Source organism: Cryobacterium sp. TMT1-2-2, from assembly GCF_004403505.1.
In the GTDB taxonomy this organism is placed as follows: domain Bacteria; phylum Actinomycetota; class Actinomycetes; order Actinomycetales; family Microbacteriaceae; genus Cryobacterium; species Cryobacterium flavum.
Genome location: NZ_SOGS01000002.1, coordinates 18056 through 34547 on the forward strand (window position 1 = coordinate 18056; position 16492 = coordinate 34547).

General features: G+C 64.6%; 17 protein-coding genes. 6 read left to right on the forward strand and 11 right to left on the reverse strand.

From position 1 onward, the window contains the following. The first annotated feature begins 2 nt into the window (after positions 1-2). The 4 genes from E3T35_RS00245 (at position 3) to E3T35_RS00260 (ending at position 5504) form a co-directional block, all read left to right on the forward strand. Positions 3-1553: an APC family permease gene (locus E3T35_RS00245; RefSeq protein ID WP_134377566.1), complete on the forward strand. Its 1551-nt coding sequence runs from the start codon at positions 3-5 to the stop codon at positions 1551-1553. A gap of 163 nt (positions 1554-1716) precedes the next feature. Next, the gene (locus E3T35_RS00250; protein WP_134377567.1) at positions 1717-2364 is read left to right on the forward strand and encodes an FMN-dependent NADH-azoreductase; all 648 of its coding nucleotides are present in this window, start codon (positions 1717-1719) and stop codon (positions 2362-2364) included. A gap of 211 nt (positions 2365-2575) precedes the next feature. Beyond that, a complete protein-coding gene (locus tag E3T35_RS00255) occupies positions 2576-4378 on the forward strand; it encodes an HNH endonuclease signature motif containing protein (protein ID WP_134377568.1) in 1803 nt (600 codons plus the stop codon). A 136-nt stretch (positions 4379-4514) separates the two neighbouring features. Further along, a complete protein-coding gene (locus E3T35_RS00260) occupies positions 4515-5504 on the forward strand; it encodes an NAD-dependent epimerase/dehydratase family protein (RefSeq protein ID WP_134377569.1) in 990 nt (329 codons plus the stop codon). Positions 5505-6003: 499 nt separating this feature from the next. Here the strand turns inward: E3T35_RS00260 and E3T35_RS19095 are convergent, their stop codons facing one another. Further along, positions 6004-6159 (reverse strand): hypothetical protein, encoded by a 156-nt coding sequence (locus tag E3T35_RS19095; RefSeq protein WP_166789793.1) that lies wholly within the window; start codon positions 6157-6159, stop codon positions 6004-6006. Between the two features lie 114 nt (positions 6160-6273). Continuing rightward, positions 6274-6747, reverse strand: a complete 474-nt coding sequence (locus tag E3T35_RS00270; RefSeq protein WP_134377570.1) for a hypothetical protein — start codon at positions 6745-6747, stop codon at positions 6274-6276. Between the two features lie 249 nt (positions 6748-6996). Between E3T35_RS00270 and E3T35_RS00275 the strand changes: the two genes are divergently transcribed. After that, positions 6997-7584 carry a DNA-3-methyladenine glycosylase gene (locus tag E3T35_RS00275; protein WP_241988695.1) on the forward strand — a complete coding sequence of 196 codons (588 nt, stop codon included), beginning with the start codon at positions 6997-6999 and terminating at the stop codon, positions 7582-7584. 12 nt (positions 7585-7596) lie between these two features. On the opposite strand, the gene E3T35_RS00280 is transcribed toward E3T35_RS00275, so the two are convergent. The 5 genes from E3T35_RS00280 to E3T35_RS00300 form a co-directional block, all read right to left on the reverse strand. Then, positions 7597-8217, reverse strand: coding sequence for a DUF488 family protein (locus tag E3T35_RS00280; protein ID WP_241988673.1), 621 nt, complete (start codon positions 8215-8217; stop codon positions 7597-7599). Positions 8218-8223: 6 nt separating this feature from the next. Next, positions 8224-8694: a DUF1772 domain-containing protein gene (locus E3T35_RS00285; protein ID WP_134344131.1), complete on the reverse strand. Its 471-nt coding sequence runs from the start codon at positions 8692-8694 to the stop codon at positions 8224-8226. A gap of 81 nt (positions 8695-8775) precedes the next feature. Next, positions 8776-8967, reverse strand: a complete 192-nt coding sequence (locus tag E3T35_RS00290) for a hypothetical protein (RefSeq protein ID WP_134344130.1) — start codon at positions 8965-8967, stop codon at positions 8776-8778. Between the two features lie 73 nt (positions 8968-9040). Beyond that, positions 9041-10084, reverse strand: a complete 1044-nt coding sequence (locus E3T35_RS00295) for an LLM class flavin-dependent oxidoreductase (protein ID WP_134377572.1) — start codon at positions 10082-10084, stop codon at positions 9041-9043. A gap of 17 nt (positions 10085-10101) precedes the next feature. Next, a complete protein-coding gene (locus E3T35_RS00300) occupies positions 10102-10764 on the reverse strand; it encodes an NADPH-dependent F420 reductase (RefSeq protein ID WP_241988674.1) in 663 nt (220 codons plus the stop codon). A gap of 109 nt (positions 10765-10873) precedes the next feature. On the opposite strand from E3T35_RS00300, the gene E3T35_RS00305 reads away from it, so the two are divergent. Further along, positions 10874-11368 carry a MarR family winged helix-turn-helix transcriptional regulator gene (locus E3T35_RS00305; protein WP_134377574.1) on the forward strand — a complete coding sequence of 165 codons (495 nt, stop codon included), beginning with the start codon at positions 10874-10876 and terminating at the stop codon, positions 11366-11368. Between the two features lie 13 nt (positions 11369-11381). Here E3T35_RS00305 and E3T35_RS00310 read toward each other — a convergent pair whose 3' ends face one another. The 4 genes from E3T35_RS00310 to pepN form a co-directional block, all read right to left on the reverse strand. After that, entirely contained in the window at positions 11382-11804 is a 423-nt protein-coding gene (locus tag E3T35_RS00310; protein WP_134377575.1) for a GNAT family acetyltransferase, read from the reverse strand. A 202-nt stretch (positions 11805-12006) separates the two neighbouring features. Further along, entirely contained in the window at positions 12007-12414 is a 408-nt protein-coding gene (locus E3T35_RS00315) for a globin (RefSeq protein WP_134377743.1), read from the reverse strand. A 105-nt stretch (positions 12415-12519) separates the two neighbouring features. After that, positions 12520-13656 carry a mechanosensitive ion channel family protein gene (locus E3T35_RS00320; RefSeq protein WP_134377576.1) on the reverse strand — a complete coding sequence of 379 codons (1137 nt, stop codon included), beginning with the start codon at positions 13654-13656 and terminating at the stop codon, positions 12520-12522. Positions 13657-13879: 223 nt separating this feature from the next. Continuing rightward, positions 13880-16423: an aminopeptidase N gene (pepN, locus tag E3T35_RS00325; protein WP_134377577.1), complete on the reverse strand. Its 2544-nt coding sequence runs from the start codon at positions 16421-16423 to the stop codon at positions 13880-13882. Between the last annotated feature and the right edge of the window lie 69 nt (positions 16424-16492).

The following is a 16492-nucleotide window of genomic DNA, read 5'->3' on the forward strand; positions in this document are numbered from 1 at the left end:
ACATGACACTAGAAATCAACGCCAGCGAAGCCGTTGAGAAAACGACCGGGGGAATCTCCAAGAAGGGGCTGAGCGCCGGCTCGGTCGGGCTGGTCGGGGCTGTCGTCATCGGCATCTCGTGCATCGCCCCGGCCTACACGCTCACGGGAGCCCTCGGCCCCACGGTCGCGGAGGTGGGATTACAGCTGCCGGCGATCTTCGTGGCCGGGTTCATCCCCATGCTCCTGGTCGCCCTCGGCTACCGGGAACTGAACAAGGCGATGCCGGACAGCGGTACGAGCTTCACCTGGGCGACCAGGGCCTTCGGCCCGTGGATCGGCTGGATGTCCGGCTGGGGGCTCATCGCCGCCACGGTCGTGGTGCTGAGTAACCTCGCCGGCATCGCGGTCGACTTCTTCTACCTGATGCTCTCGCAGATTTTCGGCAACAGCGCCGAGATCGCTGGCCTCGCCGGCAATCCGTGGATCAACGTGGGAACCTGTCTGGTTTTCATTTTCGCCGCCACCTGGATCAGCTATCGGGACATGCAGACCACCCAGAAGGTGCAGTACTGGCTGGTCGGGTTCCAGCTGATCGTGCTGGTCGGCTTCGGCATCATGGCCTTCGTGCACATTGTCAGCGGAACGGCCTTCGACCCCACACCGGTGTCGCTGTCGTGGTTCAACCCCTTCGCCGTCACCTCGTTCTCCGCCTTCGCGGCCGGACTGAGCCTGTCGATCTTCATCTTCTGGGGCTGGGATGTCACCCTGACCATGTCGGAAGAGACCAAGGGCTCCCGCTCGACCCCCGGCCGGGCCGCGACCCTCACCGTGATCATCGTCATGGTGCTCTACCTGTTCGTCGCCATCGCAGCCATCTCTTTCGCCGGTGTTGGCGGGGTGGGCGTTGGCCTCGGCAACCCGGCGATCCAAGGCAACGTGTTCTTCGCCCTAGCCGGCCCAGCGCTCGGCCCGTTCGCTATTCTCATGTCGATCGCTGTGCTCTCGAGCTCTGCTGCCTCGCTGCAGTCCACGTTCGTTTCGCCGGCCCGCACCCTGCTCGCGATGGGTCACTACGGCGCGTTGCCGCCGGCCTACGCCAAGGTCAGCCCACGATTCTTCACCCCCGGGTATGCCACCATCGCGTCAGCGATCGTCGCTGCCGGGTTCTACACGATCATGCGTTTCGTCAGCGAAGATGTGCTCTGGGACACCATCACCACACTCGGCATGATGATCTGCTTCTACTACGGCCTGACCGCGTTCGCCTGCGTCTGGTACTTTCGCCGCCAGTGGTTCGCCACCGTGCGCAACGCCTTCTTTACCCTCGTGTTTCCCCTGATCGGCGGCATTATTCTGGCGGTGCTGTTCTGCACGACCCTGGTCGACAGCATGGACCCGAACTACGGCAGCGGCTCCGAAATCTTTGGGCTCGGTCTCGTCTTCGTGCTCGGTATGGCCATCCTGCTCATCGGCGTGGTGATTATGATCGCGCAGTCGCGGGTGCGGCCGGCCTTCTTCCGCGGCGAGACGCTCAGCCTGGCCGCGCCGCGGTTCGGCGAGCACGAGGAGTAGTCGGGCTGCGGCATCCGCCCGCACCCGCTCGCCACCGTCGCCGAGGTGTGAGTTTCGGGTCCTTGCAACGTTTCAATCGCGCTGAAACTCACACCTCGGCGAACGCGAGAGAACCCAAAGGCACGACACGAGTGGTTGTGCTCGCTGCACTTAGGCTGTGGGAATGCCCACACTGTTGCACCTCGACTCGTCCGCAGACCTCGTGACCTCGCGTTCGCGCGCGATCACCGCGACTTTCGCGGACACCTGGCGCAGTCTGGGCGGCGACCACACCGTCGTTCACCGCGACCTGCACCGTGAGCCGCTGCCGCACCTGACGGACGCCGCGCTGCACTTTCCGCCCCACCTCCGCCCCGAGGGTGCGAACCCCAGCGCTGAGCAGGAAGCGCTGCAGCAGCTGCTCATCGCGGAACTTCTCGCGGCCGACGTGCTGCTGATCGGTGTTCCGCTCTACAACTACTCGATGCCGTCGACGTTGAAGGCGTGGATCGACTACATCCACCTGCCGGCGGTGACGGCCCCGTTCGACGATCCCGCCCGTCAGCAACCGCTGGCCGGTCGCCCTGCCGTGCTCGTGTCGACCCGCGGTGGCGTCTACGACGCCGGAACGTCCACGGAGTTCGACGACCACGCGCTTCCTGCGCTGACGCTCATTCTGGCCAAGGCCCTGGGCATGACGGTCGAGACGATTGTCGCCACGCGCACACTCAGCGAACGATTCGGTGCCCCCGCCGACGAGGTCGCCAAGCAGCACCGGGAACTGGCCGCCGCGCACGAGTCTGCAGCCCGAGCTGCCCGCCGCCTCGGCTGACGCGCATTCATGACGAAAAATCGCTCATTGCTTCGAGGTCGCAGGTTTCGCGCCGAAACGCTGCGGTAGTGAGAGTGATAGTCCCTGTCTTGTGGAAGTGGCGGTGACATAGACGAAATTGGATGAGTCGGTCAATTTCATTCCCGAAAATACTACTGAGTATCTCTCGCTTTTGTGTTCGATTCGAGGTAGAATCGGTGTGAAGGAGGCAATGGCGCCCATGTTCATGGAAAACCCCAGCGAGGCCAGTTCGAACACCGTCATTGTGGCGGTCGAGCAGGCGCGGGATGCGTTGTTGGCGGCGTTGGGCGGGGTGTCGTTCGGGTCGCTGGGCGATGAAGAATCGCTGAGCATGTTGCTCGCCCTGGAGAGTGTGGGCCGGGTTGTTGATGGTGCCCGGGTGCTCTCGACGACGGATGTGCTGCGCCGCTCCGAATATCTTGATGCGTCCGTTGCCGCGACTGCGGCGGAGGTGACGGCCGATCAGACCGAGCTGGCGGCCGCGGGGGCGGTGTCGCTGGCTCGTCGTCTCGGCTGCCGAAGCGGCCTCGTGCTGGTCTCTACCTTGGCCCGGTTGTCGCGCGGTGAGGTGCGGCAGCGTGCGTCGCTGGGTAAGAATGCCGGTGAGCGGATGCTGCTCGGTCGCCCTCTCGCGCCGACCTACCCCGTGGTCGGGGAGGCATTGCAGGGTGGGAAACTCGGTGTGGAGCAGGCCCGGGTGATCGTGAAGGTTCTCGACGAACTGCGCCCCTCCGTGTTGGTAGATGACCGTGACCGAGTGGAGCGTTCCCTGGTGGCGAGCGGGTCCGGTGCGATCACCCCCGAGACCGAGGGCCTGCCGGGCGCCGGCATCGCGTTTGCGCCGGAGTCGCTGCGACTGCAGGGTATTGCGTGGCAGGCGCGCCTGGCGCCCGACGGGTCGGCGCCGGGCGAGGCCGCGACGGAACGGCGCAGCTGGTTGGCCTTTGGTGGGCTGGCGAACGGCGGCTACAGCCTGAGCGGCTGGCTGACCACTCTCGACCGCGCCATTATCAGCACAGTTTTCGACGCCTACCTCTCCAGCGCGGCGGCGAACCCGGTTCCCGGGGCGGCGCCCCGTGCGAAAGTCGCGTTCCGTGAGACGGACCCCTGCGCCGACGACACCGCGAGTGACGTCGCCACTAGTGGCAGCGCGTCAAGCGACAGCGACACAAATGACAGCAACACCATCCGCCTTGACAGCGACGCAGGCCTCACCGAAAGTGGAGCCTTCGCCGAGCAGGGCGAGCAGGGCGAGCAGGCTGAGCAGGGCAGCGCGACCGTGCAGAACGGCCGGAACGACGACTACGACGAGTCGGCGCGGGGCGAGAACGGCGACCTTCACGGCTCCGACCGGCCCGCCACGCTCAGCCCGTGCCCGCAGGAACCGGCCGACGCCCGCTCCATCAGTGAGAAGCAGGCCGGAATCCTCCGCGCGGTGTTCGAAGCCGCCGCCCGGCAGCCGAGCACCCCAACCATGGGCGGGGCGGCACCGACGGTGCTCGTTCACATCAACATCAACGACCTCCTCGCCGGCCGGGGTGCCGGCTGGATCGACGGCATCGACGGCCCCCTCACTGTGAAATTAGTCGATGAGCTCATCTGTGCCGGCGGCTATCAGCCCGTATTGTTCGGCCACAAAGGTCAGGTCTTGCACCTCGGCAACAGTAACCGGTTCTTTACCGCCCAGCAGCGCCGAGCGTTGGCGGCCCGCGATGGCGGCTGTGTCATCCCCGGCTGCACCGTGCCCCCACACCTGGCACAGGTTCACCACGTCGTCCCCTGGCGTGCCGGTGGCCTCACCGACATCGACAACGCCGTTCTCCTCTGCGACCCGGCGCACGCGAGCATCGAAACATCCGGCTGGGATATCGACATGAGAGACGGCCGCCCCTGGCTACGCGGACCCCTCCTGTTCGACGCTACTCAAACGTGGCGGCCCGGCGGCCAAAACCGCGCTGCCAGTCCCGCCGAGAAACCCAACTGGGAAAAGTAGCGCCTCCGTCGCGATCCTCGCCAGATAGGAGCGGACAGATCAATTCGTCAGCACTTGCCCGGGCAGTCGCGGATACCCTGTGCGCTCAGAGCGAAACCACCGTCTTTTGAGTGGCTGTTGCGCTTGACTGGGTGCCATGACTCGCACACTTATTCTTGGCGGGACGGGCTGGCTCGGTCGCGAGATCGCCGAACAGTTGGTGGCGAACGGCGACGACGTGACGTGCCTTGCTCGAGGTGAGTCAGGAGCTGTCCCCAGTGGCGTGACGTTTATTCGATCCGACCGGCGAACACCTGATGCTTACGTCCTGGTCGCAGGCATCGCTTGGGACGAAATTATCGAGCTCGCCTACGAGGCTGACCTAGTCACCGGGGCTCTCGAGGCTCTGGCCGATTGCGCGCAGCACTGGACACTGGTCTCCTCCGTCTCCGTGTACGCCAGTAACGCTGAAGCGGGAGCCGATGAAGAAGCCGTTGTCGTCGAGGCAGTCGACTTTGATGACTACGCGCAGGCCAAAGTCGCCGCTGAGCGCGTCACCACTGAAGCAGTTGGCGACCACCTACTCATCGCGAGGCCGGGACTTATCGTTGGGCCGGGCGACACGAGCGACCGGTTCAGTTACTGGGTCGCGCGACTGGCCCTGGCGTCGCACGAAGCCGTTCTCCTGCAGGAGGTTCGAGATCGTTCCGTGCAATTCATCGATGTTCGTGACCTGGCTGCGTGGCTGATCGGTGCTGGACATCGAGGCCTCACCGGAATTTACAACGCTGTTGGCAGCGAACGCGATCTCTCCACGGTTCTGCTGGCGGCCGCCCAAGTGGCCGGCCATACGGGCAATCTCATTTCGGTCGATGATGAATGGCTGATCGAACACAACGTCAACTATTGGGCCGGACGTCGTTCGCTGCCGTTGTGGCTTCCCCGAAGTGACTTTGCATTTGCACAACGCAGCCGAGACCGATTCGTTGCCGCTGGAGGAACCGAGCGAAACCTGCACGAGATCCTCGAGGACGTTCTAGCTGACGAACGAAAACGCGGACTCGACCGGGAGCGCAGATCAGGCCTCACTCGAGAGGAAGAGAACCTTCTTCTGGATGAAATCGCCCGGCAGCTGGCGAGTGTCTAGGCCTGCGCTGGTGTTCGGCCGTCACGCCGTCAGCGCGAAACTGGGCGCCGCACCAGTCGATAGACGAGGTAGGACCGAGCGGCGAGACTGGCGATCCCGATTGCCCACGCCCCGGGGACTCCCAGGGATGGTCCGCTGCTACAGGTTCTCGCCGCCCCGGACTCGGCGGTGTAGTCCGTGCACTGGCCCGAGCGAGATCCAAGAAGCACGACGTTGACGGCAATGATCAGGAGGCCCGCGACCACCCATCGAATCCTCGGTTCGGTCGTGCGCGACGTTGTGGACATGCCGAAACTTGGATTCAATTCACTGGGCCAAATAAGTGGAGTCAGTCTTGCTTATCAGACGGCCCCATAAAAGGCCTTGCTGCGGTCGACGTCCGTCGAGGGCAATGGAACCAGTTCAAGTCGCATGACCATGGTGCACTCCTTCGTGCCGCAGACAGGGCGCCTGCACGAGAGTCAAGCTTGCCACGAACCGACGCCGGTCAGGCATCCGTTTAGAGCGCGCCCACGGTCAGCGCGCCCTGGCCGGCGAGTGGTACGAGACCTTCGGCCAACGCTACGGCCTCGATATCTGACTCGGCGGCATGGTCGGCACCGGCGAAATCGCCGGAACTGGCGAAGGGGGTCGAATTCGACCTGATCGTGCTCATCGACCCGGAAAGGTTTGGAACCGGAGTCGAGGGAGCTGTCGACCGCTACGTCGCAATGACCAGGGCGACGCCGTAACTGGTCATGTTCACAACTCCGTGATGCGTGGGAATGAACTAGGCCTGCGAGAAAAGAAAACGCGGCGCGACGATTGTGCTGATCGTGCCTGATCCCTGATCGGATCGGCCAATGACGCCGTAGGCCATGTCGATCCCGGGATCGGCGACGATGCCGGGGAATGACGTGGGCAGGTCGAGCGCCACCGAGCGTACGTCGAACCCGCCCCACGACGTCCCCTCCATCTCGGGGTAATGATTCGAGCCGTCCTGATGATGCGTGGCCTGTGGCTCGCCGAGAATGTCGATGGCGGAAGCGACGGCTCCATCGCCGTTCTCGGAATAGCGGAGTGAGAGCAGCACGTTTCCGCCGTCGTCCACGATGTCGGCGGTCTCAGCTCCGATGAGGATGCGGGCTGGCTCTGGTGCTGGGGCCGCTGTTTCGGACGCTACCGATTCGACGGTCGGTGGTGCTTGGGGTGATGCGGCGGTGCAGGCCGACAAGGCGCCGGCCACAACGATCATGGCGATCACAGCACGTGGTTTACGGATATGAGCCCCCAAAAACAGTCGAGGTGACCAAGCCCGCTTCACCAGACTCCACGCTATCGTGCCCAGAACAGCCCTGGCCAGCTGCGACAAACGGTGAATCACGAGGTCGATGTACGTCGCGAATGCTCCGAACGTCGCGATCGAGCTCGGCTCGCGGGGAGTCGATAGACTGTGTGCGTGAACGTGCTGGAAGGGTTTCATCTCGTCGACCGGGCATTTTTTGCCCGTGAGGTGCTTGATCTCGCACCTGACGTTCTCGGCTGCATCCTTCAACGCACGGATGACGATGGCACTGTGACCATTCGAGTAACCGAGGTCGAGGCGTATGCGGGTGAACGCGACCCTGGCGCGCACTCCTATCGGGGTATGACGAATCGGAATAAGACCATGTTCGGCCCCGCCGGGCGCCTCTACTGTTACTTCACCTACGGAATGCACCACGCGATCAACCTCGTCGCCGGACAACCAGGCCAGCCCTACGGTTGCCTCATCAGAGCAGGAGACGTGCTGGAAGGAGCCGACATCGCCCGCAGCCGGCGAGAAAGTAAGCCACGAAAGGTTCCCCTTCTCGATCGGAGTTTGGCGCGAGGCCCTGGCTGCGTCGCCCAGAGCTTTGGGGCAACCCTGACCAACGATGGTGATGATCTTTTCGGCGGACAGTGGACGTTCTTCGTGCCGGACGGTGGATTGGCGCTGCCGCATCTGACCGGACCACGCGTAGGCGTCAGCGGGCCCGGCGGCAGTGCGACGAACTTCCCCTGGCGATACTGGCTAGCGGATGCCTCGTCGGTCTCGGCCTACAAACCGGGCCGCCCGTAACCTGGCCCAGCATCATTCTTCGGGCGGGTACCAGACGCGGTTGCCGTCGACCTTCGCGAAACTGGTCAGAGTATGCGGCGTGGTGGAGGTCCGGCTCATCACATTGGCAACCTGCAGTCCTCGAGCGAGCAGCGCGTCTCCGATCAGCGATCGGTGACAACGCCAGGGCACGGCCTCTGCGCACATGATCGCCACCGTCTGCGTGCTCGCCAGCGCAATCAACTCGTCGACGCCGTGAACGAATTCGGGGGTTTGCATGTAATCGGCGTAGTCACGAAAGCTCTTGTTGCGCCACGCTCCGTTGATCGTTGCGTCTGCCACTGGGGTGTGCCGTAAGCCGCCGAGCGCACTCAGCCGCTGGTAGTCGATACCGGCGGCAGGCATGCTGGTGAGAAGCTCGCTTTCCCCGAATTGCGGGTTGTGACGAGACCCCGGCACGGTACGCACGTCAATGAGCCGTTCGATACCATTTGCTCTCAACATTCCGACGAACTCATCAAGCGGATGAGTCGAATGCCCGATCGTGTACACACAGGTTCCTGCCATGGTTCCATTAAACGGCATCACGAATTCATGTCGAATCTGTTCCATGACCAAGGTCGTGTCGAAGCGGTGTCGACGGGTGGCGACCACGGCGGATCAGGTGAGCGAAAAGATCAGAGCGACAGCGGCACCGACGGACACGGCCGCACGCGCATAGTTGGCCCGAGACCAGCTCCGGTCGAAGGACTGCCAGGCAACCGTCAGGCCGGATGAACTGGCGTCGGCGCGCACGAGGGCGTTGTTCAATGGCACGTTGCGCACCACGGTGATCACGACGGCGGCCAGGGCGAGAACTGCTCCAAGAATACGGGTGGGTTCGGCAGGAGCCTCTGACGTGAGTTGCAGCACGATCACAACAACGGATGCTGCGGCGCCGCCAAAAAAGACCGTCATGAACGGCGCCCGAACCGCGCTCACGTTTATGCGCTGCATGGCGGCCACTGCGGCGGTATCGGGAAGGGTGCGAAAGGCGGGCAGGACCAAAAAGGAGAAGGCCAGATAGACGCCCGCCGTCAGGCCGGCCCCGAGTGCTGCCGTGATAGTCAGGGCGACTACGACCGCGCTCATCGGATGATCGCTCGGTGGTCGATAGCCTTATGGCACCGAGTGTCCTTCACCGGGCGGGGAAGCGTCACGCAGTACCCATTCCTAATGGGATCTGCGCGACCGCACGGCCAAGCCCCCGATTGGCACGAGAACCAGTCCCACAGCACAGAGGATGGCGATCCACTCGCCGGTCACCAGGCTCACCCACAGACCGATTCCGAGAATCACGACGCTGTACACGATTCCGAAAAACCAGATCCAGTGTTGTGATGGGTTGATCTGTGCCGTTGACATGACTTCAGGCTATCCGGCCGAGACCACGTGCCGACAGCCCCTCCCCGGAAAGGGGTGTCGGTGCTTCCGGCGGCTACTTGGCGGCGAGCAGGCGCGCGACGCGCGGCTTGACCTCGCTGGCCAGCAGCGTGAGAGATTCGAGCAGGTGCTCCTGGGGGAGCCCGCCGAAGTCGCCCTGCAGAAAGTGGCGCATGTGGCCGAGGTGCCCGTGCAGGTCGACGATGCGCTGGGCGATTTCGTCTGGGGCGCCGACGAAATAGGCGCTGGGCGCGTCGACCTGGGCGAGAAAGTCGCGTCGCTGTGGCGCGGGCCAGCCGCGCAGCCGGCCCATCTCAATATTCAAGTTGACCCATCCCGGGTACATCCGGTCGATCGCTTCCTGTTTCGTGGGCGCGACCAGCCCCAGGGTCGCCACCGACACCTTGATGTTGTCGCCGGTGTGCCCGGCCTGCGCCGCCGACTGCCGGTAGAGGTTGGCGAGCGGCGCGAACCGGTGTGGCTGCCCGCCGATGATGCCGTAGGAGAGGGGCAGGCCGAGGCGGCCGGCGCGAGCCGACGACGGCGCGCTGCCGCCGGTGGCGATCCAGATCGGAAGCGATCCGGTGACCGGGCGCGGCACCACGGCCAGTTCGCGAATCGCCGGGCGGGTGCGTCCCGACCAGGTCACCTGCTCGGTCGTGCTGTTGTTCAGCGTTAGGAGCAGGTCGAGCTTCTGGGCGTACAGCTCGTCGTAGTCGTTCAGGTCGTGCCCGAACAGCGGAAACGTCTCGACCGAGGAGCCGCGGCCGGCCGTGATCTCGATGCGACCGCCGCCGGAAATGGCGTCGGCGGTGGCGAACTGCTGGAACACTCGCACCGGGTCATCCGTTGAGATGATGCTGGCCGCGCTGCCGAGCTTGATCTGCGTTGTCGCGGCGGCTGCCGCCGCGATCAGGGCTCCCGGAGAGGATGCCGGCATCGACACTGTGTGGTGTTCGCCGACGCCGAAATAGTCGAGGCCCACTCGGTCGGCGTGCACGATGGCGTCGAACAGGTTCTTGATCGCCTCCGCGGTGGCACGCGTCGTGCCGTCGGGGTTGAGTTGCGTGTCGCCAAAGCTGTAGGCGCCAATTTGCATGGAGTTCTCCATTGTATTTAGGCCGCGTCCGCGAGCGGACGGTTCTTCTGGATGAGGGCGCGAAGCTGGTTCGCAGTGTGGCTGCCGGTGAAAATCTCGGTGGCGGGCTGGAAGGCGCGGCCGGCGGAGAGCGGTCCGGCATCGACCGCGTCGTAGCCGAGGCGGTCGATGAAGCTAGAGACGAATGCCTTGGCGTCGGCGTCGTCACCGGCCAGCGCGAGCGCGCGCCGCGTCGGCACGCCGGCGGCGTCGTCGTCTTCTTCGAGCTCGTGATAACCGATGTGGTTGAGCGACTTCACGACCCGGGCGTGCCGCAGAAACTCTTCGACGACCTCGCTGGAGGTGCGCGGATCGCTCTCGAAGTCGTCGAATACGCCGTCGACCGGCGCCCAATAGTTCATCGCGTCGATGACTATTCGGCCGGCGAGTTCGCTCGGGTGGAGCGTGCGGTACTTGTGCAGCGGAATCGCCAAAACCACCAGATCGGATGCGGCGGCCTGGCTTGATTCCACCGCTACCGCCCCTGGGGTCACAATATCGACCAGCAGGGCGTTCTCCGCCGCGGGTTTAGCAGTCGCGATCAGCACCCGGTATCCGGCTTTAACCGCCTGCCGGGCCAGGGCCGTTCCGACCCGCCCGGCTCCCAGAATGCCGATGGTGGTGTCGTGGTGACTGCTCAAGACATGTTGACCGCTCAAAGCGCTGCTCCCGTCGAAATATGATGCTCTACAGATCATATGTTGAAAAGAATATCTCTGCCACATCACGCTCTCAGGTAAGCTGACCTGCATGACTGCCGAATTACGCCCGACCTCACCGGTGCCCGGTGACCTCGGGTGGAACCTCGCGATGGTTCTGCGCGGTTATCAGCGCCAGCTGGAGACCGCCGTCGAGGGGCTGCCCGGGGGAGTGCGCTGCTATCAGGTGCTCTCCACCGTCATTCACCGCGACCTGCCATCCCAGCAGGCCATCGGGGCGCACCTAGCCATCGATCGCACGGTGTTGACCTACCTGCTCGACGGCATGGTCGACGCCAAGCTGGTCGAACGCATTCCCGACCCGACCGATCGCCGGGCCCGAAAGATTCGCGCCACCGCCGAGGGGGCCAGCGTTCTCACGCGATACGAGGCGCGCGTTGCTGCTGTGGAAGCCGGCATCCTCTCGGGGATACCATCGGATGCCGGCCACCAGCTCGCCGCGCTCCTCGGAACGCTCGCCACGAGCGTGCACCGAGCCGACCCCACGGCCAGCCCCTGCGAGGCCGTCGAGTCGCTCACTCCGTAGGGTTGCCTAATGGTCAGTTCGTTGGCTGGGCGAGCCATTTGGAGCGCACCTGCACGTTGGCGTCCTCGTAGCCGAGGTGCTCGTAAAATCCCAGAACGGAGTCGTTGCCCGCACGTACCATGAGCTGAACCTTCACAACACCGTGCGTGCGCAGCCAGTTTTCTGCGGCAGCCATCATGCGCTTGCCCAACCCGGTTCCGCGCTGGCCCTCGTCAACTGCAAGGTAGTGTGCCCACCCGCGATGGCCATCGTGGCCGACCATGATCGTGCCGACCAGCCGCTCGTCGTCGAATGCGCCCAGAACCGTGGAGGTGTCGCCGTCGAGGGCGCGCTGCGCGTCAAGCTCGGGTGAATTCCACGGCCGGGTCAGCCCGGCCCGGTGCCAGAGCGCAGCCGCCGCGTCGATGTTGCCCGGGGTCAGGTCGCGGATTGTCATGTCTTTAGTATCGGCGGTTCTGACACACGCCGTGGGATTGCGGTTCTGCGGCGATGGGAAGATGGCATCTCGCGGTGGGGGTGGGGGTGGGGGTGTGGGTGTGGGTGTGGGTGTGGGTGTGGGTGTCATCGGCGACACGACATCTTCAGCCCGATGGGTCTGTGCGACCAGCCACCAGACGATTTCAAGGGCTGCAGTAGAGCTACTCCTCGAAGCTGTTCACCATGGCGAAGGCGGCGCGCTCCAGATAATCCCAGAGGATGCCCCGCTGCAACGGCGGCAGGTTGGCCGCGTCCACGGCAACTCTCATGTGGCCAAGCCACCGGTCGCGGGCATCCGGATTGACCTTGAACGGCACGTGCCGCTGGCGCAGACGCGGGTGACCGCGCTGTTCGCTGTAGGTGCCTGGACCACCCCAGAACTGCTCGAGAAACATGACGAGGCGGTGTTCGGCCGGGCCCAGGTCGTCTTCGGGATACATGGGCTTCAGCACCGGGTCGGTGGCCACGCCGACATAGAAGTCGTGCACGAGTTTCTCGAAGAACGGGGTTCCGCCGACCTCGTCGAAGAATGTCGGAACCGCGGCGGGCCCGTTTTCGTTCTCGCGCAGGTGGACGCCGGCGGAAACGGTCGGCTGGTCGGTCGGGTGTCGTTCAGTGGTCACGTGGTGCGGCTTTCTACTGTGTGGTTCTGTGTGCTGTGTCTTTACTTCAGGCTAGTCAATGCCGTCGCCGCGGGTTTCGGGGTCTGGCGTTTTCATCGGAGCCGGAACATCCGTGGGCTTTGCCTTGGCCTTGCGCGGTCCGCGGGGCTTGCGAACCGAGACCGGGCCGGTGCGCACACCGGCAACGACGTCGGGCACGGCGGCCGCGGCCCCTTCGGCTGCGTCAACGGCTCCCTCGATTGGTTCAACGGTCGAGCCGTCAATGGTGCCGTCGCCGGTGGTCATGACCACGCTGTTGAGTGGGGTGAGCGGCACGCCCATGCCGTCGAGGGCCTTCTTCATGTGCAGGCGCAGGTCACGGGCGAAGTCCCACTTGGCCGAGACCCGGGTCTTGACCACGAGCCGGGTGACGAGAGCTTCGGCGCTGATCGACTCCAAGCCCCAGATCTCCGGCTTCTCGAGAATGAATGCGCGCCACTTGCGGCTCGAGGCGAGGGCGCTGGCCACGCGCAGCAGCTCGTCTTGCACGGCCTCCACGTCTGAACTGTACGGAATGGCGAGGTCGATAATGACCCGTGCCCAGCCCTGCGACATATTGCCGACGCGCAAAATCTCACCGTTGCGCACAAACCAGAGCGTGCCGTCGACATCGCGCACCTGCGTGATGCGAATTCCGACCGTCTCGACGACACCGGATGCGAATCCCACGTCGACGATATCGCCCACACCGATCTGGTCTTCAACCACCATGAACAGGCCGTTCAGAATGTCCTTGACGATGTTCTGCGCGCCGAAACCGAGGCCGGCACCGATCGCCGCCGTGAGCAGGGCGAACGAGCCAAGAATGTCGGGGTTTAGGGTGGTGACGATGAGCAGCAGGGCGGTGATCAGAATGAAGACGTTGACGATGTTCGCCAACACGGCGCCGAGGGTGCGGGAGCGCTGCACGACGCGAACGGCGGCCATCGGCGACACGTTCAGCGCCTGCGTGTCATCGACCTTCTGGGTTTTCTTCACGCCGGAGACGATCTGCTGCACGACCCGTCGAATGACGAATTGCAGGGCCCAGCGCACGGCGAAGGCGACGATGATGATCATCGCCACGGAGAAGATCTTTTCGAGGTAAATGGTCCAGGTAATTTGAGCGAAGTAGGCGCCGAGGTCGGCCCAGAAAGTATCCCAATTCATATCCAAGCCAGTCTACCGAGGGGTCTCGGCGGCACCCGGGAACCGGCCACGGTCGCTGGCATTGCGCCCAGGCTGCCGGGGCACTCAGCCGGGCCCGGGCAAGCAGGCAGTGGCATCCCGGCGGTTTGTGTGGAGTTTGCTGTGAACGTGCGGGGTGCTCGGGCGGGCAGACGCGCAAACCCCGCGCCCAGGGCTGGGCGCGGGGTTTGCTGTCGCTGACTACTTAAGCGTCGCGCGCCTGCACCTTCAGGGAACGCTCAACCCCGGCCAAGTTCTCGACCACCAGACGGCGCAGGGCGGCCGGCTCGGGGTTGGCATCGAGCCAGGCCTGCGTCGCGTCGGCGAGGGCCTGGTTGTTCAGCGGCGCCGGGTAAAGGCCGATGACGAGCTTTTCGCCGATCGAAAAGCTGCGTGCCGCCCACACCGACTGCAGCATGTCGAAGTAGTTCGCGACGAACGGCTCGAGGAGTTTCGAGTCGTTCACGCGCAGGAACCCAGCGGCGGTCGTGCGCACGATTGTCGTCGCGGCCGTGTCCACGTCGATCAGTGACGACCAGGCGGCGAGCTTGCCCTCGGCCGTGGGCAGGGCAGCCCGGGCGAGGGCGGCGGACTGGGCGCCGGTGGCGGTGTTGTCGGTTTCGAGCGCCGCATCGATCTCGGTCGCGGTGGCACGGCCCCCGGCCACGAGGGCGGTGAGCAGCTCCCAGGCCAGGTCGGTGTCGACCTCGAGGCCCTCGAGTACCGTCGCGCCGGAACGCAAAGCAGCCACGTTATCGAGCTGCGCGGCGGTGGCTGCGACGGAAGCGAAGAACTTTACGAATTGGAATTGGGCGTCGCTGCCGGCCGCCGCGCCCTGTACGAGCGTCCAGAGTGCGTCGGCGACCTCGGTCGCGACCGCCTCGCGGTGCGGCTCGGCCACGTAGTAGCTGGCGGTGAGCACGACCTGGCCGAGCACCGTGCGCAGCGTGGTCGACTCGGTTTCGGTGGCGACATTGTTCAAGACCAGGCGCACGAAGTCGCGTGCCGTGGTCTCGGCGTCGCGGGTGGCGTCCCAGACCGAACCCCAGACCAGGGCGCGGGCGAGCGGGCTCTCGATCGCGGCGAGGTGCTGGAGCGCGACGGCCTCCGAGGCCGGGTCGAGGCGCACCTTGGCGTAGCTCAGGTCGTCATCGTTGAGCAGAATCAGGTCAGCGCGTTCGCGGCCAACGAGAGCGGGGACATCCGTTCTGGGGCCGTCAACGTCGAGCTCGACCCGGTGGGTGCGCACCAGCTTGCGGGCGTCGTTGAAAGTGTAGAAGCCGATCGCGAGGCGGTGCGGGCGAATGGTGGGCCAGGAGGGCGCCGCGCTCTGCAGCACGGTGAAGGCGGTGATGACGCCGTGGTCGTCAACGATGATCTCGGGGCGGAGGGTGTTGACGCCGGCCGTTTCGAGCCAGAGCGCAGCCCATTCGCCGAGGTCGCGGCCGCTGGCGAGTTCGAGTTCGACCAGCAGGTCGCGCAACTCGGTGTTACCCCATTGGTGCTTCTGAAAGTAGGAGCCGACGCCGGTGAAGAAGGCGTCGATGCCGACCCAGGCGGCGAGCTGCTTGAGCACCGAACCGCCCTTGGCGTAGGTGATGCCGTCGAAGTTCACGAGAACGTCGTCGAGGTCGCGGATAGTCGCGACGACCGGGTGGGTCGAGGGCAGCTGGTCCTGCTTGTAGGCCCAGCTCTTCTCCATCACGGCGAAGGTAGTCCACGCTTCGTGCCACTCGGTGGCCTCGGCCGTGGCAATGGTCGACGCCCACTCGGCGAAGCTCTCGTTGAGCCAGAGGTCGTTCCACCAGGTCATGGTGACCAGGTCGCCGAACCACATGTGGGCCAGCTCGTGCAGAATCGTCACGACGCGGCGTTCCTTGATGGCGTCGGTCACCTTGGAGCGAAAGATGTACGTTTCGGTGAAGGTGACCGCGCCGGCGTTCTCCATGGCGCCGGCGTTGAACTCCGGCACGAACAGCTGGTCGTACTTGTCGAAGGGGTAGGCGTAACCGAACTTCTCCTCGTAGTAGGCGAAGCCCTGGCGGGTCTTCTCCAGGATGTAGTCGGCGTCGAGGTACTCGCTGAGGCTCTTGCGGCTGAATACCCCGAGTGGAATGGTGCGTCCGTCGCTCGACGTGAGCTCGCTGCGCACGACGGCGTACGGGCCGGCGATGAGCGCAGTGATATAGCTCGAGATGGTGTGGGTCGGTTCGAACGCCCAGGTGCTGGCACCATTGCCGGCATCGATCGGGGTGGGCGTGGTGGAGTTGGAGACGACCTGCCACTGGCTGGGCGCCGTCACGGTGAAGGAGAACTTTGCCTTCAGGTCGGGCTGCTCGAACACGGCGAACACGCGGCGGGAGTCGGGTACCTCGAACTGGCTGTACAGGTAGACCTCGTTGTCGACCGGGTCGACGAAACGGTGTAGTCCCTCACCGGTGTTGGTGTACAGCGCGTCGGCGACGACGACGAGCTCATTGTCGGCCTGCAGGCCGTCAAGCGCAATGCGGATGCCGTCACTCACGACGGCCGGGTCGAGCAGGGCGCCGTTGAGGGTGACCGAGTACACCCGCGCCGTGATGGCGTCGATGAAGGTCGAGGCTCCGGGGGTGGCGGTGAAGTGCACGGTGGTGGTGCTGCCGAACGTGCTGGGACCGCTGGTGAGGTCGAGCACAACGTTGTAGCTCGCTACGGTGACCAGCGCAGCGCGCTCGGTCGCTTCAATGCGGGTGAGATTTTCTCCAGGCAACAGATTCTCCAATTCGATTCACGATTGTGAAGCTTTGGCACTCGTGGCGCCATCGCACCCCGCAAGCCT